25 protein-coding genes are annotated in these 21,247 nt (G+C 63.7%); 15 read left to right on the top strand and 10 right to left on the bottom strand.

What is annotated here, in order from left to right; translation table 11 throughout:
* Positions 1-23: 23 nt before the first annotated feature.
* The 3 genes from AC2YJX_RS26030 to AC2YJX_RS26020 form a co-directional block, all read right to left on the bottom strand.
* Positions 24-914 carry a reverse transcriptase family protein gene (locus AC2YJX_RS26030; RefSeq protein WP_487257704.1) on the bottom strand — a complete coding sequence of 297 codons (891 nt, stop codon included), beginning with the start codon at positions 912-914 and terminating at the stop codon, positions 24-26.
* 946 nt (positions 915-1,860) lie between these two features.
* A complete protein-coding gene (locus AC2YJX_RS26025; protein WP_207402132.1) occupies positions 1,861-2,352 on the bottom strand; it encodes a GNAT family N-acetyltransferase in 492 nt (163 codons plus the stop codon).
* 46 nt (positions 2,353-2,398) lie between these two features.
* A complete protein-coding gene (locus tag AC2YJX_RS26020) occupies positions 2,399-3,079 on the bottom strand; it encodes a cytochrome b/b6 domain-containing protein (RefSeq protein WP_121507823.1) in 681 nt (226 codons plus the stop codon).
* Between the two features lie 159 nt (positions 3,080-3,238).
* Between AC2YJX_RS26020 and AC2YJX_RS26015 the strand changes: the two genes are divergently transcribed.
* A complete protein-coding gene (locus tag AC2YJX_RS26015; protein WP_055394996.1) occupies positions 3,239-3,694 on the top strand; it encodes a c-type cytochrome in 456 nt (151 codons plus the stop codon).
* 242 nt (positions 3,695-3,936) lie between these two features.
* Here AC2YJX_RS26015 and AC2YJX_RS26010 read toward each other — a convergent pair whose 3' ends face one another.
* Positions 3,937-4,440, bottom strand: coding sequence for a peroxiredoxin family protein (locus tag AC2YJX_RS26010; protein ID WP_121422005.1), 504 nt, complete (start codon positions 4,438-4,440; stop codon positions 3,937-3,939).
* 204 nt (positions 4,441-4,644) lie between these two features.
* On the opposite strand from AC2YJX_RS26010, the gene AC2YJX_RS26005 reads away from it, so the two are divergent.
* From AC2YJX_RS26005 to ptsP, 5 genes are read left to right on the top strand one after another with little or no spacing between them, the layout of a single operon-like run.
* The gene (locus tag AC2YJX_RS26005; protein WP_487257702.1) at positions 4,645-5,193 is read left to right on the top strand and encodes a hypothetical protein; all 549 of its coding nucleotides are present in this window, start codon (positions 4,645-4,647) and stop codon (positions 5,191-5,193) included.
* A complete protein-coding gene (locus AC2YJX_RS26000; protein ID WP_487257701.1) occupies positions 5,190-6,479 on the top strand; it encodes an MFS transporter in 1,290 nt (429 codons plus the stop codon). Before AC2YJX_RS26005 ends, AC2YJX_RS26000 begins: the two co-directional genes overlap by 4 nt.
* Positions 6,476-6,928, top strand: a complete 453-nt coding sequence (locus AC2YJX_RS25995; RefSeq protein ID WP_487257700.1) for a PTS sugar transporter subunit IIA — start codon at positions 6,476-6,478, stop codon at positions 6,926-6,928. The genes AC2YJX_RS26000 and AC2YJX_RS25995 overlap by 4 nt, the downstream gene beginning before the upstream one ends.
* Positions 6,897-7,166, top strand: a complete 270-nt coding sequence (locus tag AC2YJX_RS25990) for an HPr family phosphocarrier protein (protein ID WP_055395006.1) — start codon at positions 6,897-6,899, stop codon at positions 7,164-7,166. The genes AC2YJX_RS25995 and AC2YJX_RS25990 overlap by 32 nt, the downstream gene beginning before the upstream one ends.
* Positions 7,163-8,932 (top strand): phosphoenolpyruvate--protein phosphotransferase, encoded by a 1,770-nt coding sequence (gene ptsP / locus AC2YJX_RS25985; protein WP_228897622.1) that lies wholly within the window; start codon positions 7,163-7,165, stop codon positions 8,930-8,932. Before AC2YJX_RS25990 ends, ptsP begins: the two co-directional genes overlap by 4 nt.
* Positions 8,933-9,016: 84 nt before the next feature.
* Here the strand turns inward: ptsP and AC2YJX_RS25980 are convergent, their stop codons facing one another.
* The 5 genes from AC2YJX_RS25980 to AC2YJX_RS25960 all read right to left on the bottom strand — a co-directional run bounded on the left by AC2YJX_RS25980 (position 9,017) and on the right by AC2YJX_RS25960 (position 12,731).
* Entirely contained in the window at positions 9,017-9,850 is an 834-nt protein-coding gene (locus AC2YJX_RS25980) for a DMT family transporter (RefSeq protein WP_121507820.1), read from the bottom strand.
* A 102-nt stretch (positions 9,851-9,952) separates the two neighbouring features.
* Entirely contained in the window at positions 9,953-10,663 is a 711-nt protein-coding gene (locus AC2YJX_RS25975; protein ID WP_121507819.1) for an AraC family transcriptional regulator, read from the bottom strand.
* A 32-nt stretch (positions 10,664-10,695) separates the two neighbouring features.
* Positions 10,696-11,676, bottom strand: coding sequence for a lipoyl synthase (lipA, locus tag AC2YJX_RS25970; RefSeq protein WP_055396226.1), 981 nt, complete (start codon positions 11,674-11,676; stop codon positions 10,696-10,698).
* Positions 11,677-11,691: 15 nt separating this feature from the next.
* Complete coding sequence (gene lipB, locus AC2YJX_RS25965; RefSeq protein WP_055396228.1) at positions 11,692-12,387, bottom strand: lipoyl(octanoyl) transferase LipB; 696 nt, start codon at positions 12,385-12,387, stop codon at positions 11,692-11,694.
* Positions 12,388-12,413: 26 nt separating this feature from the next.
* Positions 12,414-12,731, bottom strand: coding sequence for a YbeD family protein (locus AC2YJX_RS25960; protein ID WP_055396230.1), 318 nt, complete (start codon positions 12,729-12,731; stop codon positions 12,414-12,416).
* Positions 12,732-13,007: 276 nt separating this feature from the next.
* Between AC2YJX_RS25960 and AC2YJX_RS25955 the strand changes: the two genes are divergently transcribed.
* The 9 genes from AC2YJX_RS25955 (at position 13,008) to AC2YJX_RS25915 (ending at position 20,180) form a co-directional block, all read left to right on the top strand.
* The gene (locus AC2YJX_RS25955; RefSeq protein ID WP_055396234.1) at positions 13,008-13,481 is read left to right on the top strand and encodes an ATP synthase subunit I; all 474 of its coding nucleotides are present in this window, start codon (positions 13,008-13,010) and stop codon (positions 13,479-13,481) included.
* A 19-nt stretch (positions 13,482-13,500) separates the two neighbouring features.
* The gene (gene atpB / locus AC2YJX_RS25950) at positions 13,501-14,379 is read left to right on the top strand and encodes a F0F1 ATP synthase subunit A (RefSeq protein ID WP_121422014.1); all 879 of its coding nucleotides are present in this window, start codon (positions 13,501-13,503) and stop codon (positions 14,377-14,379) included.
* Positions 14,380-14,439: 60 nt separating this feature from the next.
* Complete coding sequence (gene atpE, locus AC2YJX_RS25945; protein ID WP_007847749.1) at positions 14,440-14,709, top strand: F0F1 ATP synthase subunit C; 270 nt, start codon at positions 14,440-14,442, stop codon at positions 14,707-14,709.
* A gap of 34 nt (positions 14,710-14,743) precedes the next feature.
* A complete protein-coding gene (locus AC2YJX_RS25940) occupies positions 14,744-15,214 on the top strand; it encodes a F0F1 ATP synthase subunit B (protein ID WP_007847746.1) in 471 nt (156 codons plus the stop codon).
* Positions 15,215-15,224: 10 nt separating this feature from the next.
* Positions 15,225-15,767 carry a F0F1 ATP synthase subunit delta gene (locus tag AC2YJX_RS25935; protein WP_055396238.1) on the top strand — a complete coding sequence of 181 codons (543 nt, stop codon included), beginning with the start codon at positions 15,225-15,227 and terminating at the stop codon, positions 15,765-15,767.
* 42 nt (positions 15,768-15,809) lie between these two features.
* Positions 15,810-17,363, top strand: coding sequence for a F0F1 ATP synthase subunit alpha (atpA, locus tag AC2YJX_RS25930; protein ID WP_055396240.1), 1,554 nt, complete (start codon positions 15,810-15,812; stop codon positions 17,361-17,363).
* Positions 17,364-17,381: 18 nt separating this feature from the next.
* A complete protein-coding gene (gene atpG / locus AC2YJX_RS25925) occupies positions 17,382-18,248 on the top strand; it encodes a F0F1 ATP synthase subunit gamma (protein WP_055396242.1) in 867 nt (288 codons plus the stop codon).
* A gap of 33 nt (positions 18,249-18,281) precedes the next feature.
* Positions 18,282-19,688 (top strand): F0F1 ATP synthase subunit beta, encoded by a 1,407-nt coding sequence (atpD, locus tag AC2YJX_RS25920; protein ID WP_055396243.1) that lies wholly within the window; start codon positions 18,282-18,284, stop codon positions 19,686-19,688.
* Positions 19,689-19,763: 75 nt separating this feature from the next.
* Positions 19,764-20,180 (top strand): F0F1 ATP synthase subunit epsilon, encoded by a 417-nt coding sequence (locus tag AC2YJX_RS25915; protein WP_010467232.1) that lies wholly within the window; start codon positions 19,764-19,766, stop codon positions 20,178-20,180.
* Positions 20,181-20,274: 94 nt separating this feature from the next.
* Here AC2YJX_RS25915 and AC2YJX_RS25910 read toward each other — a convergent pair.
* The coding region (locus AC2YJX_RS25910; protein WP_487257699.1) for a hypothetical protein at positions 20,275-21,247 on the bottom strand (973 nt) is incomplete at its 5' end.

Raw genomic sequence — 21,247 nt, 5'->3', positions numbered from 1 at the left:
TCCCGGGAAGGCCTTGAGCGGATCTAAAGCTCGTTGGAAAACCGGATGGCATGGAGCAGCCGCTGCAGCTTCGCTCTGCGTGTCGGCGCCAGCCATTGACTGGCCCATTGGATCTCGCCGGTCAGCCGGGCCCGCTCGCTAATGTCCACCTGGGGCTGTTGGCCCAGCCGGTGCAGGCGCGCCTTGAGGATGTCGAACTGTGTGCGGCTGTAGTTGGCGCGCTCGTTGACCACCAGTCCCGTCACATACTGCCGCTGGTGCGCTGGCATCACGCGGGTCTTGTCCGCGCGCAGGGTGAATCCTTCGTCCTGGGCAATGGCGGTCACCCAGGCGCGCAAGTCCACCCACTGCTGGTGCAGCGCCTTTGAACCTGAAAACACCAGGTCGTCGGCATAGCGTGTGTAGCGCGCGCCAAAGCGCTCTGCCAGGGCGTTCAGCCGCAGGTCCAGCCCGAAGGCGCACAGATTTGCCAAGGCGGGCGACGTGGGCGCACCCTGCGGCAAATGGGGCTGTTTCAGGCGCGTGCTGATGGCACGGCGCTGCGCGATGGCCTCCCGCGGCAGGGGGGCTGCTTCCAGCAATCGTTCCCGGACGGCCTGAGGGGTTCGCGTGGTGGTCAGCCGCGTCAGCAGCTCGGCGGCCGGCCGGCCGTGGCCCAGTGCCCGCCACAGCGCGCGCACGCGGGTGGCCGTGATGCACATGAAGAAATCGGCCAGGTCAAACCGTATCACCACAGCCTGCTGGGTGTGGACCTGTGCGTGGGTGCCCACGCCGTGGCCGCGCACAAAGCCATGCGCGGCCTCGTGCACGGGCACGCCAGACAGCAGGCTGTCCAGAATGCGGCGCTGCGTGCTGGCCAGGCGCGGGCGGGGCGCCTCCAGCAGGCGCAGCCCACCGCTGGGCTTGGGCAGCAAGCGGTAGCGATAGTGCAAAAGGGGCAGGGCATGGCCCCCTTCCTGGCGTTCGCGCCAGTGCGCATGCTCGGGCGCGAGCCACAGGAGGTCATCCAGCGAAACGGCCAGGGCCTCGGTTACGTCGGTGGCGGCCAGCAGCACGGGCGTGGTGCGCTCACGGCCCATCCATGCGGGGTGCGCGCCTGCCGTGGCGGAGCGCAGCAGCCAGTGCAACGGCTCCCCGGTGCGTGGGCTGGCGGCCCAGGTGCGGAAAGCCCGGGCGAGTTGGGGGTCGGGCCATTGGTGCAAAGGCAGGGCTGGTTCGGCGTTTTCATCGTCGTCGCCCACCAGCTCGTCCCAGGCGTCCTGGTCTTTTTCCTCCTGCTGGCTGAAGGTCGTCGTAAGCGCCTGCAGGGTGGAGCCATTGCGCAGCCCCGCTTTGCGCCACCAGACACCCCAGCACAGCCAGGTGGCCACGTCCTCTGGCTCCAGCCGCGCCCATTCGGCCCCGGACGCGTGGGACAGGCGGCGCAGCTGTTCGAGCAAGGGCGGGGGCAGTGGAACGGGGCTGTCCGCCAGGGTCGTGTTGTTACCCAGGCAGGCACTTGCGCGCGCTGCCAGTGCCTGGAGGGTGCGACGCTCCGGCTCCCGTGCATCGGCCAGCACGGCCATGGCCAGCGCCTTGGCCAGTGCGCGTGTGCGGGCTGGAGTCTTCGTCACGAAGCTGCGAAGTGTAGGAAGTTGGCCCGGTGCCAACCTGCGGGTTGGGTGCGAACTGCACGCCACGGGTGGCGGGAGGTTCGCGCGCCGCGATGGACGCGTTGGAAGACAACACCGTGGGGCTGCCCCACGGCTCGATCCTGATCAACAGGCTCGAAGTGCTTGGCACCGGGCCGGTCTGATTCTATAGTTGCTATAAATTTAATAGCTATTGATGCAATATCAGTGAGCGCTAGGCACCAAAAACTCAAGAAATATCAACCTTGAGGTAGTGCGCCCCCGCAATGGGGTTGTGGTAGTAGGGTGGAATCTCTTCAAAGCCCAGGTCGGTGTACAGCGCCCGGGCCGATTCCATGTCGTCGAGCGTGTCGAGCAGCACGCAGGCGTAACCCGCCTGGCGCGCCCGGTCGAGCATGGCCTCCGCGAGTTCGCGGCCCAGGCCGAAGCCCCGGAAGGCTTTGCGCACGTACAGCCGCTTCATTTCGCTCGCGTTGGGGTAGTCGGCCGTATCCAGTGGCCGAAGGGCGCAGCAGCCGGCAATCGCCCCTTCGACCTGGGCCAGCAGCAGTGCGCCGCGCGGCGCGCCGTAGTCGCCGGGCAGGCCCGCGAGTTCGGTCTCGAAGTCCTGGAAACACAGGTCTACGCCGAGCGTGTCGGCGTACTCCCGGAAGATGGTGCGGACCGCTTCCATCTCGGCGGGCGAGGTGGGGGTCAGCAGGGTGACGGAAGGCTTGTCCAAAACGCAGTAGTTCAAAACAGCGGAAGCCGCAGTGTAGCGAGTCTGGCTAGAACCCCGCCGCTGCCCCCAGAGAGGACACCCACCAGGCCAGCGCGGCACTCAGGGCCAGCACCACCAGCGCCACGGCCCGGCTGGTCAAGTCGTCGCGAGACGGCGTGGCCGGGGCGGGCAGCAGCTTGTCGCCATGCAGCATGGGCCGGACGAGGCGTTGGCGGCGAACCAGCACATAGAAAATGATGGCGATCAGGTGCAACCCCACCAGCCCCAGCACCAGGTACTGGCCAATTTCCTTGTGGTAGCCCGTGGCCTGGCCGACCACTGCATTCGACACAAACCGGGTGAGCGGGCCAGCGAAGGCGATCTCGTCATCACTCAGCAAACCGGTGGCCACTTGGGCCACCAGCACGGCCAGCAGCGCAAAGACCGACAGGGCGCCCAGTGGGCTGTGGCCAATGCTGTCTTCGGCGTGGGCTGAACCGCGCAGATACCGCAGCACCCGCATCGGGGAGTACAGAAAACTCGTGAAGCGCGACCAGCGCCCGCCCATCAGTCCCCAGACCATGCGGAACACCAGCAGCGCCAGCACGCCGTACCCCAGCCGGAAATGCCATTCCATGGCGTTGCCCCCCACCTTGGCGGTGATGACCAGGCCCACGACGCTCGCGGCGAGTGCCCAGTGGAAGATGCGGGTGGGAAGGTCCCAGATGCGTACGGAGTGTTGCGTCATGGCGGCGGGGCAGGGTGGTTGGACGAAGGGTGGTGGGCCGCATTGTGAAGGAGGCGGGGTCAACCCGAAAGAGCATGCCCGCTGCGAAATGGGCGGTAAAACGGCATACTTGCCCCGGGCTCTCAGAGCCTGTCCACCCCACGAAAAAGGAATCTCCCTATGAAAGCACTTGCCGCGTTCGCCCTTGCCGCCGCTACGCTGACCTTGTCCGCACCGGCCTCTGCCCAGTTCGCCAAGGCGGAAGACGCCATCAAATACCGCCAGAGCGCGCTGTTTGTGATGGGCCAGCACTTTGGCCGCCTTGGGGCCATGGCCAATGGCCGTATCCCGTTCGACGCCAAGGCCGCGCAGGAGAACGCGGACGTGGTGGCGCAGATGGCCAAGCTGCCCTGGGCAGGATTTGGCGCGGGCACCGACAAGGGCGCGCCCACCAAGGCACTGCCTGAAATCTGGACCGAACAGGCCAAGTTCAAGGAGCATTCCGACAAGCTCGAAGCCGAATCCGTCAAGCTGGCCGCTGCGGCCAAGACGGGCAATCTGGACAACCTCAAGACCGCGTTCGGCGCGGCCGCTGGCACCTGCAAGGCCTGCCACGACAATTACCGCGCGAAATAAGGCACATCCCCCTGAGCGGCTGCGCCGCTTCCCCCTTCTCTCTACGCGCTACGCGCTCCGGGAAGGGGGACGGCGCCAGCGCGGCGGGGCGGCCCTTGCGCGGCGTCCGCTCGTCTGGGCAACGCCAGTTTCAGAGGTAATTTGAAAAATTGATAGCTGCTGGCGCTTGCCTCATAAGCGCAAAAGGCCGATTTCTCATGAAATCGGCCTTTTGTCTTTGGAAGGACTGACGGAGGCGCAGCTCAGGTCTCTGCGAGCAACTTCTCTATCAATTGATGCAACTCGGGGAAGTTCGGCGCCCCCACATAGGTTTTCACGATCTCGCCGCGCTTGTTGACGATGAAGGTTGAGGGCGTGAGGCGCACATCGCCCCAGGCCTGGGCCACCTTGCCGGTGTTGTCGATCGCCACCTTGAAGGGCAGTTTGCGGGTTTCGGCAAAGTTCACCACGTAGCTGGGCGGGTCGTAGCTCATGGCCACGGCCAGCGTGTCGAAGCCTTTGGCGTGGTACTTGTTGTAGGTGGCCACGATCTCGGGCATTTCGGCCACGCAGGTGGTGCAGCTGGTGGCCCAGAAATTCACCAGCGTGACCTTGCCGCGCAGATCGGCGGTGGATTGGCTCGTGCCGTTTAGCAACACGAAGGTGGATTCCGGTGCCGCAGAGCGGCCTGTATCCAGGTACACATAGGCACCCACGGCCGCAAATGCTGCCACTGCCACCCCTGCCGCCCAATGCTTGATCGCCATGACTTGTCCATTCATCCTGAAACTGTGGCCCCTGTGGGTACCCGGGCCTGCTACCGGCATTGTGCCGGACCTGCCCTAACAACAACGCCCGTCTTCACGGGTGGCCCGCAGGCCGAACTTGGGATGGAGTCGGCTTGGCGGGCAAAAGTTCGCCCGCAGGGGATGCAGCCTGTTGATCTGGGTCACTGTGCCGATAATCGACCGATGAACTGGACACCAACCCGGGCTGCTGCCCTGCCACCGTTGCTGTGGCTGCTCGTGGGCTGCAGCCCTGTGCTGAACTGGCGCAGCGTGCCTTTGCCCGACGCCGGCATCACCATCACCTTGCCTTGCAAGCCTGACCAGGCCACGCGCACGGTCGAACTGGCGGGGGTGCCCGTCGAGCTGTCCATGGCGGGCTGCGATGCCGACGGCGCCACATTTGCCGTGTCGCATGCGGCCCTGGCAGACCCTGCCCAGGCGGGTGCTGCCCTGCGGCACTGGCGGGCCGCTGTGGTCGCCAACCTCGGCGCGGGCGCCGCAGCCACGGCGGCTGATACGCCGTATGCCCCCAAGGGTGCACTGCCCCTGCCGCAGTCGGTGCGCACCGTGGTGCAAGGCCAGCGTGCCGATGGCAGCCCCGTGTTTGCCCAGGGCGTGTGGTTTGCGCGCGCTGCGGGGCCGCAGATGCGTCTGTACCACGCGGTGGTTTACACGGGCAAGCCCCGCCCCGAGTTGGCCGACCAGTTCTTTGCAGGGATGGTGCTCCAATGACCGGGCATGCAGTGCTGCCCAGGCGGGCAGCGGTCATCGTTTTTCTGGCCTTTGCCTTCGCCTACTTCCTGTCGGCGCTGGTGCGGGCGGTTACGGCCACGCTGGCGCCCACACTGGCGCAGGAGTTTTCGCTGCAGGCCAGCGACCTGGGCTTGCTTGCGGGCGGGTACTTTCTGGGCTTTGCGGCCACGCAGCTGCCGCTGGGCACCTGGCTGGACCGGCATGGCCCGCGCAAGGTGGCGCTGGGATTTCTGGGCGTGGCCGTGGTGGGCAGCCTGGTGTTTTCGGTGGCGACGGGGTTTTCGGGCCTGCTGGCCGGGCGTGTGTTGTGTGGCGCAGGGGTCAGCGCCTGCCTGATGGCGCCGCTCACGGGCTATAGGCGCTGGTTTGAGCCCACTGCGCAGATGCGCGCCAACTCCTGGATGCTGATGACGGGCTCGCTGGGCATGGTGGCGTCCACGCTGCCGGTGCAGTGGGCGCTGCCGCTGGTGGGGTGGCGGCCGCTGTTCTGGGGGTTGGCGGCGCTGATCGCGCTGTCGATGGTGGTGACTGCCGTTTGGGTGCCCGGCTGGGCGGCGGGCACACCGGGCGCGGGCGGTGGTGGCGGTGGTGATGCCACAGCGGAGCGCGGCCCCAGCGGTGTCACTGTGCCACCGGGCTATGCGATGGTGTGGCGCCACCCGTATTTCCAGCGCCTGGCGCCCCTGGGCTTCTTTGTGTACGGCGGCATGGTGGCCATGCAGACGCTATGGGCAGGCCCATGGATGCAGCGGGTGGCGGGCTACTCGCCGCTGGAGGCTGCCACGGGGCTGTTCTGGATCAACGTGGCCATGCTCTGCACGTTCTGGACCTGGGGCATGGTCAACCCTTGGCTGCTGCGCAAGGGGCTAGGAGCCGACCGGCTGATGGCTGCTGGCTTGCCGCTGTGCCTGGTGGTGTTGCTGGGCATCATTCTGGCGGGGCCGCAGGCGGGAGGCGGTGCCTGGGCGCTGTTTTGTGTGTCGTGCACGTTTGTGTCGCTGTCGCAGCCTGCGGTGGCCATGGCGTTCCCGCAGGCGCTGGCGGGGCGCGCGCTGTCAGCCTACAACCTGGTGATTTTTGCGGGCGTGTTTGTGGTGCAGTGGGGCATTGGCCTGGGGGTGGACGCCTTTGCCGCGGCGGGCCTGTCAACGGTGCAGTCGTTCCAGGCCGCGATGGCGGTGTACCTGGCGTGCAACGCGGTCGCCTACGCGTGGTTCCTGCTGCAGGGGCGGCGCCATAATGTGCTGCAAACCACCACGCCATGAGCACCACCAGCATCCTCATCATTGCCCACGCCCCGTTGGCCCATGCACTGCGCGAATGTGCGCTGCATGTGTTTCCCGACTGTGGCGACAACGTGGCCACTCTCGACGTGCAGCCCAACCAGCCGCCCGAAGAGTCGCTGGCGCAGGCCCGCATCATGCTGCAGCAGCTGGGCGCAGATTCCACCCTGGTGCTCACCGACGTGTTTGGTGCCACCCCCTGCAACGTGGCGCAGCGCGTGATCGAGAACGTGCGCTCGCGCCTGGTGACGGGGGTCAACCTGCCCATGCTGCTGCGGGCCGTGAGCTACCGCCACGAACCCCTCGACGCGGTGGTCACCCGCGCCGTGGTGGGGGGCACCCAGGGCGTGATGCAGGTGGCCATCTCCGCGCCGCAGAACCAGAACACCCGTAATCGACATGATCAAGACACGTACGACCATCAGCAATAAATTGGGCCTGCATGCCCGCGCTTCGGCCAAGCTGACCAAGCTGGCTGGCAGCTTCCCCTGTGAGGTTTTCATGAGCCGTGGCGACCGCCGCATCAACGCCAAGAGCATCATGGGCGTGATGATGCTGGCCGCCGGCATGGGCACTGAGGTGGAGATTGAAACCAACGGGGATCGTGAACAGGAGGCCATGGATGCCCTGCTGGCCTTGATTGCCGACAAATTTGGTGAGGGTGAATGACTTTTTCCGTCCACGGTCTCGCAGTCGCTCGCGGCATTGCCATCGGCCGTGCCGTGCTGGTGGCGTCCAGCCGTGTGGACGTGGCGCACTATTTTGTGAAGCCAGAACAGGTCGAGGGCGAAATTGAGCGGGTGCGCAACGGCCGCAATGCCGTGGTCGAGGAACTGCAGCGCCTGCAGACCGACATGCCCGCCGATGCGCCGCATGAGCTGACCGCGCTGCTCGACGTGCACCTGATGCTGCTGCAGGACGAGGCCCTCACGGGCGGCGTCAAGCACTGGATCACCGAGCGCCTCTACAACGCCGAGTGGGCGTTGACCACGCAGCTTGAAGTCATCGCGCGCCAGTTCGACGAGATGGAGGATGAGTACCTGCGCGAGCGCAAGGCTGACCTGGAACAGGTGGTCGAGCGCATCCTGCGCTACATGAAGGGCGTGGCCAGCCCCGTGGCGCCGCCGGTCAGCAGCCCGCGCCGCCACAAGCAATTGGGCCTGCAGCAAGACCTGCTGCTCGACGACACGGTGGACGTGCCCCTGGTGCTGGTAGCGCACGACCTCTCGCCTGCCGACATGCTGCAGTTCAAGCAAAGCGTGTTTGCGGGCTTTGTGACCGATGTGGGCGGCAAGACCAGCCACACGGCCATCGTGGCGCGCAGCATGGACATCCCGGCCGTGGTCGGTGCGCGCGCCGCGAGCCAGCTGGTGCGGCAGGACGACTGGGTCATCATCGACGGCGATGCAGGTGTGGTCATTGTCGATCCGTCGCCCATCATCCTGGCCGAATACGGCTTTCGCCAGCGCCAGGTGGAGCTCGAGCGCGAGCGGCTGGCCCGGCTGCGCCACACCCCCGCGATCACCATCGACGGCCACAAGATCGAGCTTCTGGCCAACATCGAACAACCCGGCGACGCGGCCGCCGCCGTGCGCGCCGGGGCCGTGGGCGTGGGCCTGTTCCGCAGCGAATTCCTGTTCATGGGCAAAACGGGCAACCTGCCCGGCGAGGACGAGCAGTACCGCGCCTACTGCGAGGCCATTGACGGCATGCAGGGCCTGCCCGTCACCATCCGCACCATCGATGTGGGCGCTGACAAGCCGCTGGACCACAAGAGCCACAAGGACAACTACCTGAACCCCGCGCTGGGCCTGCGCGCCATCCGCTGGAGCCTGGCCGACCCGGCCATGTTCCGCACCCAGCTGCGCGCTGTGCTGCGTGCGGCGGCGCATGGCAAGGTCAACCTGTTGTTCCCCATGCTGGCGCACACGCACGAAATTCAGCAGACGCTCGCCCAGGTGGACCTGGCCCGGGGTGAGCTGGATGCGCGTGGCGAACCCTACGGCCCGGTGCAGCTGGGCGCAATGATCGAGGTGCCCGCCGCCGCGCTCATGGTGCGCACCTTCCTCAAGTACTTCGACTTTCTCTCCATCGGCACCAATGACCTGATCCAGTACACCCTGGCCATCGACCGCGCCGACGAGGCTGTGGCCCATCTGTACGACCCGCTGCACCCCGCCGTGCTGCGCCTGGTGGGCGACGTGATCGCCGAGGGGGAGCGCCAGGGCAAGAGCGTGTGCGTGTGTGGCGAGACGGCGGGCGATGTGACCATGACGCGGCTGCTGTTGGGCCTGGGCCTGCGCAGCTTCTCCATGCACCCCGCGCAGATCCTGGCTGTGAAGCAGGAGGTGCTGCGCGCTGACACGCGCAAGCTGGCGCCCTGGGCGCAGCAGGTGCTGGAGGGCGACGAACCTGCGGCGTTGCTGAGCTCTTGAGCGATAGGTTTTGCTCTTAAAATAATAGCTGTTAGCGCTTTATAGATGAGCGCTAGAGGCCAATTTTACGCGTATTTCTCATGGTCAGCGCGCCCGCATCCCCATCACTGCCGCGCTGATGATCATCACCGTGGCCAGTGCGATGCTCCAGCTGAACGAGCGGCCACTCACCACGATCAGCAGCGCGGTGGACGCCAGCGGCGTGATGTAGCTCAGGATGCCGATGTGCCGCGCGTCCCCGAGCTTGAGGGCCTTGTCCCACATGAAAAACGACGCCCCCAGCGGCCCCAGGCCCAGCACTGCCAGCAGGGCCCAGTCGCGCGGCTGCAGCGCCACGGCGGGCTCCAACACCACATGGCACAACAGCGACAGCACGCCGGACACCAGTCCGAACAGGCCGATGGCTGTGGTCGGAAAAGCCGCCACGCGCTTGGTCATGAGCGAGTACGTGGCCCAGATGAATGCTGCGGCCAGCGCGGGCAGGTAGCCCCAGGCCAGCGTGCCACTCAGCTCGCGTCCACCCGCAATCGCAATGGCTGCACCCGCAAAACCCAGCAGCGCCGCCAGCACATGCGGCAAGCGCAGCGCCACAACGGGCAGCACCACAGGCGAGAGCACCACGATGAACAGCGGCCACAGGTAGTTCACCAGGTTGGCCTCCACGGGCGGCGCGTGGCGCAGCGCAATGAACAGCAGGAAGTGGTACGCAAACAGGCCATACACACCGAGCGCTAGCGTGCGCAGTGGAATGCGCCACTGCGACGGGTCACGCAGCACAAACGGCCAGGCTGGCACGCTGCCGATGATGAGCGCAATGCCCGTGAGCAGGAACGGTGGAATGTGGGTGAGCGAGACACCCAGCGAGGCGAGGGAGGCCCACAGCGCGATGGCGCCCAGGGCGTACAGGTTGGCTTGCATGGCGCCGAGCTTACGCGCGCAGGACATTCGGAATCGTCGCGCAACGACGGTCCGTCGTCGCGTGGTGATCGTCTGCTGGACGCGGCAGCCTTTGTCAGTGATTCAGTGATCTTCAGCGCGCCGCAGTGCCGCCGTGAGGGCCGAGGGCGAGCGGTAGCCCGTGCGCCGCGCCACTTCGGCCACGGCCATGCCTGTGCCCCGCAGCAGCCGCGCCTGTGCCAGGCGCTGGCCGCGCAGCCAGGCCATGGCACCCATGCCCTGGTCTTCGCGGCACCTGGTAGCGAACTGGCTGGGGCTCAGATGCACCTGCGCCGCCAAGTCGGCAACGTTGAGTTCGCGGTGCCATTGCAGGGCAGCCCAGCGCTGCAGAGCAGGCCAATCGATAGTGCGTTGTCGCGTGGATCGGTGGAGGGATGTATGGGGCGTTGAGCCCGCCAGCCACGCTTCCAGCAGCAATGCCGGGCCGTGGGTCTGCGCCAGCGGGCGGCCTTGTTGCAATGCGCTGGCCAGGTAGTGCGCCAGGGGCAGCGCATCGGTGGGCAGTGCGGTAGTGAGCTGCGCGCTGGCGCACTGCGCCCAGCCGGGGTGGGCGCTGTCGAGCACCAGGCAGACGCTGCCGCGCGACGATTCGAAGTCGTGGCGATCCCCCGGCGCAATCACGCAGCCGCCACCGGGCGCCACGCGCACACCGTGCCCCGCGACTTCCAGGTCCAGTGCGCCGGAGAGACCCAGCAGTATCTGGAAGTGATCGTGGCTATGGCTGCCCGGCGATGCGCCGTAGCGCCGCAGCGAGAGCGATTCCGCTGCGCCCATGATCGTGCTCTGGGTTGCGCGTCCCGCCAGGCTTAAACGCCAGCGGCGTGCGCCTGCTGGTCCGCGTGGTAGCTGCTGCGCACCATGGCGCCAACCGCAGCGTGGCTGAAGCCCATCTTGTAGGCCTCTTCTTCGAACATCTTGAAGGTGTCGGGGTGCACGTAGCGGCGCACGGGCAGGTGGCTGTTGCTGGGCGACAGGTACTGGCCGATGGTCAGCATGTCGATGTTGTGTTCGCGCATGTCGCGCATCACCTGCAGGATCTCTTCGTCCGTCTCGCCCAAGCCAACCATGATGCCGCTCTTGGTGGGAACATTGGGGTGCAGGGCCTTGAACTTTTTCAGCAGGTTCAGGCTGAATTGGTAGTCGGAGCCTGGGCGCGCTTCCTTGTACAGCCGGGGTGCGGTTTCCAGGTTGTGGTTCATCACGTCGGGTGGCGCGGCTTTCAGGATTTCGAGCGCACGGTCGTCGCGGCCCCGGAAGTCGGGCACCAGGATCTCGATCTGCGTGGCGGGCGACAACTCGCGGATGTTCTGGATGCACTCCACAAAATGGCCGGAGCCGCCGTCGCGCAGATCGTCGCGATCCACGCTGGTGATCACCACGTACTTGAGCTTGAGCGCGGCGATGGTCTTGGCCAGGTTCAGGGGCTCGTCCTTGTCCAGCGGGTCGGGGCGGCCGTGGCCCACGTCGCAGAACGGGCAGCGGCGCGTGCACTTGTCGCCCATGATCATGAAGGTGGCCGTGCCCTTGCCGAAACACTCGCCGATGTTGGGGCAGGAGGCTTCTTCGCACACCGTGTGCAGCTTGTGCTCGCGCAGGATCTCCTTGATCTCGTAGAAGCGTGTGGTGGGGCTGCCCGCCTTCACGCGAATCCACTCGGGCTTCTTGAGCACTTCGCCTTGCTCGACCTTGATCGGAATGCGCGAGAGCTTGGCGGCCGCTTTTTGCTTGGCCAGCGGGTTGTAGGCTTCGGTGGATTGCGCTTCGCGGACGACTTCAGGGGTGCTCATGGCATGTAGGCAGGTTCAGGGCGCCAACCGGATGCTGAGCTGCTGGCCCAGCACCTGCGCGGCTTCTTCCCAGGTGGTGTGGACCCCGATTGTAGAAAGGTCCACCGTTTGCAAACCTGCGTAACCGCAAGGGTTGATGCGCGCAAAGGGCTCCAGGTCCATCGCCACATTGAGCGCCACGCCGTGGTAAGTGCTGTGTCGACTGACCTTGATGCCCAGGGCTGCGATCTTGCCCAGGCCCTCGAAGTCCGGGATTGGCGCCGCGGTGCCGATGCGCTTTTGCGGACGCTGCGGCAGCAGGGCGTGGCTGTGTGGGTCGTCCAGCCGCACATAGATGCCAGGCGCGCCGCCCACGCGGTGGCCCGTGATGCCAAAGTGCGCCAGCGTGCGGATCACGGCTTCTTCCACGCGGTAGACGTACTCCTTGACGAAGTAACCTGCGCGCTGCAGGTCGATCAGTGGATAGGCCACCACCTGGCCGGGGCCGTGGAAAGTGACCTGCCCGCCACGGTTGGTGGCTACCACCGGAATGTTGCCCGGGTTCAGCACGTGATCACTTTTGCCTGCGAGCCCTTGTGTGTACAGCGGTGCGTGCTCGCACACCCAGAGCACGTCGGGTGTACCGGCCGAACGCGCGGTGGTGTAGTCCTGCATGGCCTGGACGGTGGTGGCGTAGTCCACGCGGCCCAGCATGCGAATGTCGATGGTCATGCGGCAAACATGCTGCAGCCCCGGGGCTACAGCACCACTTTCACCAGGGGGTGTGACGACAGTGCGCGGTACAGGTCGTCGAGCTGCTCCCGGCTGGTCGCGGTGATGGTGATGGTTACTCCGAGGTAATTGCCAGCGCGGCTGTCTCGCAGTTCAATGGTGCTGGCGTCAAAAGTGGGGTCGAACTGGCGGGCCAGTTCAGTGACAGCATGCACGAAGCCGTCCACCTTGGCGCCCATGACCTTGATGGGGAACCTGGAGGGGTATTCGATCAACGAGTCTTTGCGTGGATCGTTAGCCTGTGTGTCGAGGCCATTGGCAGGTGGTGGGCTGGAGGTTGTCATGGTGCGTACTGCTTCGGTTTCAATAGCTGGCGGGGCTTTGCCATTGTGCGCCAGCGGGGTTGTTGTGCTGCCGCTTGGGTGCAGGCAGCCTGCCCCAGGCCAGTGCACGACAGTGCGAAAAGGATGGGAAATGCCGTTGGCCTGTCACCACAACAGCGCATGCACGCGCACCGGTTTTGGGCCGGGCTTGCAGGTCTTTGTCGTGCGTCACGGGTTTTTACTTATAATTAGAGGCTTTGTGAAAGTTGCAGTCTGTAACGCGGGCGTCATTCAACAATGAAAACAATCCCGCCTGAGACTGAAATTGAGGCTGAAGAATCTGACTTCAAGCCCCTGACGGCCGAGGAGGCCGAGGTGTGGCGCAGTCGCAATCCTTCCATCTCTGTGTGGAAGGTGGTGGCGGGTCAGGCACTGGTCGGGATGCTGGTGGCCCTGGTGGCCTGGGCTCTGACGGGCAGGGCATCGGTGGGCTGGTCTGCGGCTTATGGTGCGCTGGCTGTGGTGGCTCCGGCAGCGTTGTTTGCACGCGGTGTGTTGCGCCATTCGGCGTCTTCCAAGCCGCGTGCTGCCATGGTGGGATTCTTTGGTTGGGAGATTGCCAAGATCGTGCTGACGGTGGCGCTGCTTGCTGCGGCACCTCGGCTGGTGTCGGGCTTGAGCTGGATTGCCTTGCTGGTTGGCATGGTGGTCGCAATGAAAACGTACTGGGTGGCGCTTTTGGTGCGACCCGGTGTCCGAAAAACCGATTGATATAGAGAAGAGTTGTCCGATGGCCGCAGAAGCGCACGCTCCGACTGCAAGTGAATACATCGTTCACCACCTGCAGCATCTTCAAAACGTCAACCAGACCAAGATTGTTGATTTCACCGTCATCAACTACGACTCGATCATCGTCGGTCTGGTTCTGGGTGTGCTCACCCTTTTGATTCTGTGGTCAGCTGCCCGTAAGGCAACCTCCGGTGTGCCCGGTCGCTTCCAGGCGGCGGTGGAAATGCTGGTTGAGATGGTGGACAACCAGGCCAAGGCCAATATCCACAACGCCGAGAGCCGCAAGTTCATTGCTCCTCTGGGTCTCACGGTGTTTGTCTGGATCTTCCTGATGAACTTCATGGACATGTTGCCGGTGGACCTGCTGCCCGCCATCTGGGCCAAGATCTATGGCGCTGCTGGTCATGATCCCCACCACGCCTATCTGCGTGTCGTGCCTACGGCCGACCTGTCCACCACCCTGGGGCTGGCATTTGCCATTCTGATCCTGCGCTTCTGGTACAGCGTCAAGATCAAGGGCGCTGGCGGCTGGGCGCATGAACTCGTGTCGGCTCCGTTCGGCACCAGCAAGAACCCCATCTTCGCCCTGATTCTGGGCGTCGTGAATCTGCTGATGCAGATCATTGAATATGTCGCCAACACCGTATCGCATGGCATGCGGTTGTTCGGCAACATGTACGCCGGTGAACTGGTGTTCATGCTGATCGCCCTGATGGGTGGTGCGGCTGCACTGTCGCTGTCGGGTGTGCTGCTGCCTGTGGGCCACGTCATCGCTGGCACCATCTGGACGCTGTTCCACATTCTGGTGATCTCTCTGCAAGCCTTCATCTTCATGATGCTTGCACTGATCTACCTCGGTCAGGCGCACAACGCGCACTAACGGTTCCCTTTCGTTTCCCTTTTCTTTTTCAACCTTTCTTTTTTTAACTCAGGAGTCATCATGGAAAACATTCTCGGTCTCGTCGCTCTGGCTTGTGGTCTGATCGTTGGTCTGGGCGCTATCGGCGCTTCCATCGGTATCGCACTGATGGGCGGCAAGTTCCTCGAATCGTCGGCACGTCAGCCTGAACTGATCAACGAACTGCAAACCAAGATGTTCATCTTGGCTGGTCTGATCGACGCCGCCTTCCTGATCGGCGTGGCTATCGCTCTGCTGTTCGCTTTCGCCAACCCCTTCGCTTCGACGTTCTTGGCCAACCTGCCCAAGTAAGTCCCGTTCAACGCCACTCTAGAAAGGTGTTGCCGTGAGTATCAATGCGACCCTGTTCATTCAGGCCATCGTCTTCTTGATCCTGGTGTGGTTCACGATGAAATTCGTGTGGCCCCCGATCGCGAAGGCGTTGGATGAACGAGCCCAGAAAATCGCCGAAGGCCTCGCTGCTGCCGACCGTGCCAAGTCCGAACTGACCGCTGCCAACCAGCGCGTCGAAAAGGAGCTGTCACAGGCGCGCAACGAAACGGCCTCGCGTCTTGCGGACGCCGACCGACGTGCCCAGGCCATCATCGAAGAAGCCAAGGCACGCGCCACGGAAGAAGGCAACAAGATCGTTGCCTCCGCCCGTGCCGAAGCCGAGCAGCAAACGGTGCAAGCCCGCGAAGCCCTGCGTGAGCAGGTGGCAGCGCTGGCCGTCAAGGGTGCTGAGCAGATTCTCCGCAAGGAAGTCAATGCCGGCGTTCACGCCGACCTGCTCAACCGCCTGAAGACCGAGCTGTAAGGGGACACACATGGCTGAACTCGCCACCATTGCTCGCCCTTACGCCGATGCCCTGTTCAAGGCCGCTACTGCGGGTGCGGGCATGGACCTGGCCAGCACCGCTGACTGGGTCGATGAACTGGCGGCCATTGCCGCCAACCCCCAGTTGCGTCAGCTGGCGGACAACCCCAAGGTGACGGCAGACCAAGTGTTTGCCGTCTTCACGGGTGTTGCGCGTTCGGCGCTGTCCGATACGGCCAAGAATTTCCTGCGCACAGTCATCGACAACGGACGCATCAACGCGCTCCCGGAAGTGGCTTCGCAGTTTCGTACCCTCGTGAATCGCCGCAACGGCTCTTCGGATGCCGTGGTGTACAGCGCTTTTCCGATGGACAGTGCCGCACTGTCCGAGGTCAGCGCAGCGCTGGAAAAGCGCTTCGGCCGCAAGCTCAATCTCGCTGTTCAGCAGGACGAGTCCCTGATCGGCGGCATTCGCGTAGTGGTGGGTGACGAGGTGCTGGACACTTCGGTCAAGGCCCGTCTTGAACAAATGAAAGCGGCCCTCACCGCGTAACGCGCGGCGAGGACAGCGAACCAAAGAAAGAAGGAAAGAGTCATGCAACTCAATCCCGCAGAAATTTCTGAACTCATCAAGAGCCGCATCGAAGGTCTGGCTGCCAGCAGCGATATCCGCAATCAGGGCACCGTGGTGTCTGTGTCGGACGGTATCGTTCGCGTTCACGGCCTGTCGGACGTGATGCAAGGTGAAATGCTGGAGTTCCCCGCCACCAAGGACGGCCAGCCTTCCTACGGTCTGGCGTTGAACCTGGAGCGCGACTCCGTCGGCGCCGTGATTCTGGGTGAGTACGAGCACATCTCCGAAGGCGATACCGTCAAGTGCACGGGCCGCATTCTGGAAGTACCCGTCGGTCCCGAGCTGATCGGCCGCGTGGTGAACGCCCTGGGCCAGCCCATTGATGGCAAGGGTCCTATCAACGCCAAGCTCACCGACGTGATCGAAAAGGTCGCTCCGGGCGTGATCGCCCGTAAATCGGTGGACCAGCCTCTGCAAACCGGCCTGAAGTCCATCGACTCCATGGTGCCTGTGGGCCGTGGCCAGCGCGAGCTGATCATTGGTGACCGCCAGACCGGCAAGACGGCAGTGGCCATCGACGCCATCATCGCCCAGAAGGGCCAGGGCGTGACGTGTATTTACGTTGCCATCGGTCAGAAGGCTTCGTCGATCAAGAACGTGGTGCGCGCACTGGAACAAGCCGGTGCCATGGAATACACGATTGTGGTGGCCGCATCGGCTTCCGAATCGGCCGCCATGCAGTACGTGTCGGCCTACTCTGGCTGCACCATGGGCGAATACTTCCGCGACCGTGGCGAAGACGCCCTGATCGTGTATGACGACCTGTCCAAGCAAGCTGTTGCGTACCGCCAAGTGTCGCTGCTGCTGCGTCGCCCACCAGGCCGCGAAGCCTACCCTGGCGACGTGTTCTATCTCCACAGCCGTCTGCTCGAACGTGCAGCCCGCGTGAATGCCGACTACGTCGAAGCCTTCACCAAGGGTGAAGTCAAGGGCAAGACCGGTTCGCTGACCGCACTGCCGATCATCGAAACGCAAGCTGGCGACGTGTCCGCTTTCGTGCCTACCAACGTGATCTCGATCACTGACGGCCAGATCTTCCTGGAAACCTCGCTGTTCAACGCCGGTATCCGTCCCGCCATCAACGCCGGTATCTCGGTGTCGCGCGTCGGTGGTGCTGCCCAGACGAAGCTGGTGAAGAACCTGTCCGGTGGTATCCGTACCGACCTGGCCCAGTACCGTGAACTGGCTGCGTTCGCGCAGTTCGCTTCCGACCTGGATGAAGCCACCCGCAAGCAGCTCGACCGCGGTGCCCGCGTGACTGAATTGCTCAAGCAGGCGCAGTACAGCCCGCTGTCCATCTCGCTGATGGCTTCCACGCTGTTTGCTGTGAACAAGGGCTTCATGGACGACATCGACGTCAAGAAGGTTCTCGACTTCGAACACGGCCTGCACCAGTTCCTGAAGACCAGCCACGCCGCTCTGCTGGCCAAGCTGGAACAGGCCAAGGCCATGGACAAGGACGCAGAAGCCGAATTGACCGCAGCCATCGCCGCGTTCAAGAAGTCGTTCGCTTAAACCGGACGAGGAGCCATCATGGCAGCAGGCAAGGAAATACGCGGCAAGATCAAGTCGGTGGAGAACACCAAAAAGATCACCAAAGCCATGGAAATGGTGGCTGCATCCAAAATGCGCAAGGCGCAAGAGCGGATGCGGGCTGCCCGCCCTTACAGCGAGAAGATCCGCAACATTGCAGCCAATCTCGGCCAGGCCAACCCTGAATACGTGCATCCGTTCATGAAAGTGAACGATGCCAAGACGGCTGGCGTGATCGTGGTGACGACCGACAAGGGCCTGTGCGGTGGCATGAACACCAACGTGCTGCGCGTCGTGACGTCCAAGCTGCGTGAGCTGCAGGGCGCTGGCGTGTCCACCGAGGCGGTTGCCATTGGCAACAAGGGCCTGGGTTTCCTGAACCGTGTCGGTGCCAAGGTGGTTTCGCACGTGACGGGCCTGGGCGACACGCCCCATCTGGACAAGCTGATCGGACCGGTCAAGGTGCTGCTCGATGCGTATGCTGAAGGCAAGATCAACGCGGTGTACCTCTCGTACACCAAGTTCATCAACACCATGAAGCAGGAATCGGTGGTGGAGCAGTTGCTCCCCCTGTCGTCCGCGCAGATGCAGGCCGACAAGACCGAACATGGCTGGGACTACATCTACGAGCCCGATGCACAGACCGTGATCGACGATCTGCTGGTCCGCTATGTCGAGTCCCTGATCTACCAGGCCGTTGCGGAAAACATGGCGTCCGAGCAGTCGGCACGCATGGTGGCCATGAAGGCCGCCACCGACAACGCCGGCAGCGTCATTGGCGAGTTGAAGCTGGTCTACAACAAGACGCGCCAGGCAGCGATCACGAAAGAACTTTCGGAAATCGTGGCTGGCGCCGCTGCTGTGTAAGCAGCTCAACCAACATCTTTATTGGAGCGAAAAATGGCTCAAGTGCAAGGCAAGATTGTTCAATGTATCGGCGCTGTGGTGGACGTTGAGTTCCCGCGCGACCAGATGCCCAAGATTTACGACGCTCTGAAGCTCGACGGTTCGACCCTGACGCTGGAAGTGCAGCAGCAGCTGGGCGACGGCGTGGTGCGTACCATTGCGCTGGGTTCGTCCGACGGCCTGCGCCGCGGCATCATGGTGACCAACACCGGCAACTCCATCACCGTGCCCGTGGGCAAGGCGACGCTGGGCCGCATCATGGACGTGTTGGGTGCTCCCATCGACGAACGTGGTCCCGTGAGCCAGGAACTGACGGCCTCCATCCACCGCAAGGCCCCTGCGTACGACGAACTGTCGCCTTCGCAAGAGCTACTGGAAACCGGCATCAAGGTGATCGACCTGGTGTGCCCGTTCGCCAAGGGCGGCAAGGTGGGCCTGTTCGGTGGCGCCGGTGTGGGCAAGACCGTGAACATGATGGAACTCATCAACAACATCGCCAAGGCCCACAGCGGTCTGTCGGTGTTCGCTGGTGTGGGCGAGCGTACCCGCGAAGGGAACGACTTCTACCATGAAATGGCCGATTCCGGCGTGGTGAACCTGGAGAAGCTCGAAGAGTCCAAGGTTGCCATGGTGTACGGCCAGATGAACGAGCCCCCAGGCAACCGTCTGCGCGTTGCTCTGACCGGCCTGACCATCGCCGAGTCGTTCCGCGACGAAGGCCGTGACGTGCTTTTCTTCGTGGACAACATCTACCGCTACACGCTGGCCGGTACCGAAGTGTCCGCTCTGCTGGGCCGCATGCCTTCCGCCGTGGGCTACCAGCCTACGCTGGCCGAAGAAATGGGCCGTCTGCAAGAGCGTATTACGTCGACCAAGGTCGGCTCGATCACCTCCATCCAGGCCGTGTACGTGCCTGCCGATGACTTGACCGACCCATCGCCTGCCACGACGTTCGCCCACTTGGACTCCACCGTGGTGCTTTCGCGTGACATCGCCTCGCTGGGTATCTACCCTGCCGTGGATCCTCTGGACTCCACCAGCCGCCAGCTGGACCCGAACGTCGTGGGCGAAGACCACTACGCTACGGCCCGTGCGGTGCAAGGCACGCTGCAGCGCTACAAGGAACTGCGCGACATCATCGCCATTCTGGGCATGGACGAACTGGCACCTGAAGACAAGCTGGCCGTGGCCCGCGCGCGCAAGATCCAGCGTTTCCTGTCGCAGCCTTTCCACGTGGCCGAAGTGTTCACGGGCTCGCCAGGCAAGTACGTTCCACTGTCGGAAACCATCCGTGGTTTCAAGATGATCGTGAACGGCGAATGCGATCACCTGCCAGAACAGGCGTTCTACATGGTGGGCACCATTGACGAAGCCTTCGAAAAGGCCAAGAAGGTGGCCTGATTGCCCGGCGGCTGAGCAGCCTACCGCCGCTCGGCCTTCAGCAATCAAGCAACCCACCTTTTCCTAGGAGCAATGATGAACACCATCCACGTTGATGTGGTCAGTGCCGAAGAGTCCATCTTCTCCGGTGAAGCGCGTTTCGTGGCGCTGCCTGGCGAAGCTGGCGAGTTGGGCATCTATCCCCGCCACACCCCGCTGATCACCCGTATCAAGCCGGGCTCGGTGCGCATCGAAATGGCTGACGGTTCCGAAGAGTTTGTCTTCGTGGCCGGTGGCATTCTGGAAGTGCAGCCCAATTGCGTGACTGTGTTGTCCGATACCGCCATCCGTGGCAAGGATCTGGACGACGAGAAGGCCAACGCCGCCAAGGCCTCCGCCGAGGAAGCGCTCAAGAATGCCAAGAGCGAAATCGACCTGGCCAAGGCCCAGTCCGAACTGGCCGTGATGGCGGCGCAGATTGCTGCGCTTCGCAAGTTCCGCCAGAAGAAGTGATTCAGATCTTGGTGGATCTGCCCCAAAACCCGGCTTGGCCGGGTTTTTTTATGCCCGCCTGCTGCAAAACAGCAAGCGGTCATGGAAGTCTGCACTAAGGCAAGGCGGGGGACGTTTCCAGCAGGTGAAGTTGCAGCCCTTCACACGCCATGGAAAGCACATCGCCGCTGTCCGCCTGGAGCAAATGCCGGCTGCTCAGAAAGGCACGCGCTATAGATAGTGAGCGCACGCTCAGCGACAGCGATTCAATCAGCAAGTGGTCTCCTGGAACCAGCTCCAGACAGACATCCGGCATGACTGCAATGGGATGGCCAGGCTGCGAGCCTGTGAGTGCCCGCCAACGGTGCTGGTGTGTTTGCACATCCGGGGTGCCCATGCGCAGGGCATGCAGTCCGGTGATTCCCAGGGGGCCGCCCCCGCTGTCCTGCAGGGCCTGCCGATGCTGCGCGCGGCGTTCTACCGGCGTTGCGGTTTCGGGCCAGGGGTAGAGGGCCGCACGCCGATCCCACTCGCAAAAGAACACACAACAGCTTGGAGCGGAAAGCTCAAGCAGCACGGAATTGGTGAAATTGGTGACGCTTTCGCCCCGGCTGTTCTCGGACTGGAAGGCGCGGGGAGGCTTGCAAGTGATGCCTGCCTCCATCGCGTGCTCCAGACTTTCGGCCAAGGGCGAAGCAGGCTCCAGAGCAAAACCGTGGATCAAGGGCGGTTGCGCATGGTCGGGAAGATCGCCGTTGGCGGTCGCTGCCCACAATTCGAGGTCAGTGTTGCCCAGATGGACCCAGCCATACGTGGCGAAATCAGTGCGTTGCAAGGGCCAGGCCACGGGCAACCCGAAGGTCTCGCTGAAGAGCTGAAACAAAGGCTCGGCTGCGTGAAGGCGCAGCATGACATGGTCGATGGAGCGGTAGCTGGAAGCCATTGAGGTGTTCTGGGCCGGTGACTGTGCCATTGTCAATCTCTTCACGATTGGCAGGGCAGAAAAAAGCCGAGGCCCCTCACGGGGCCTCGGCTTTTTGCTTTCAGCATCGGGCTGCAGCCGTGACAACGACCGCAGTACCTCCCGC

The organism is Acidovorax sp. SRI_002, assembly GCF_057586455.1.
Note: the sequence above shows the minus strand (reverse complement) of the source record. Positions and strands in the feature narration are given on the sequence as shown.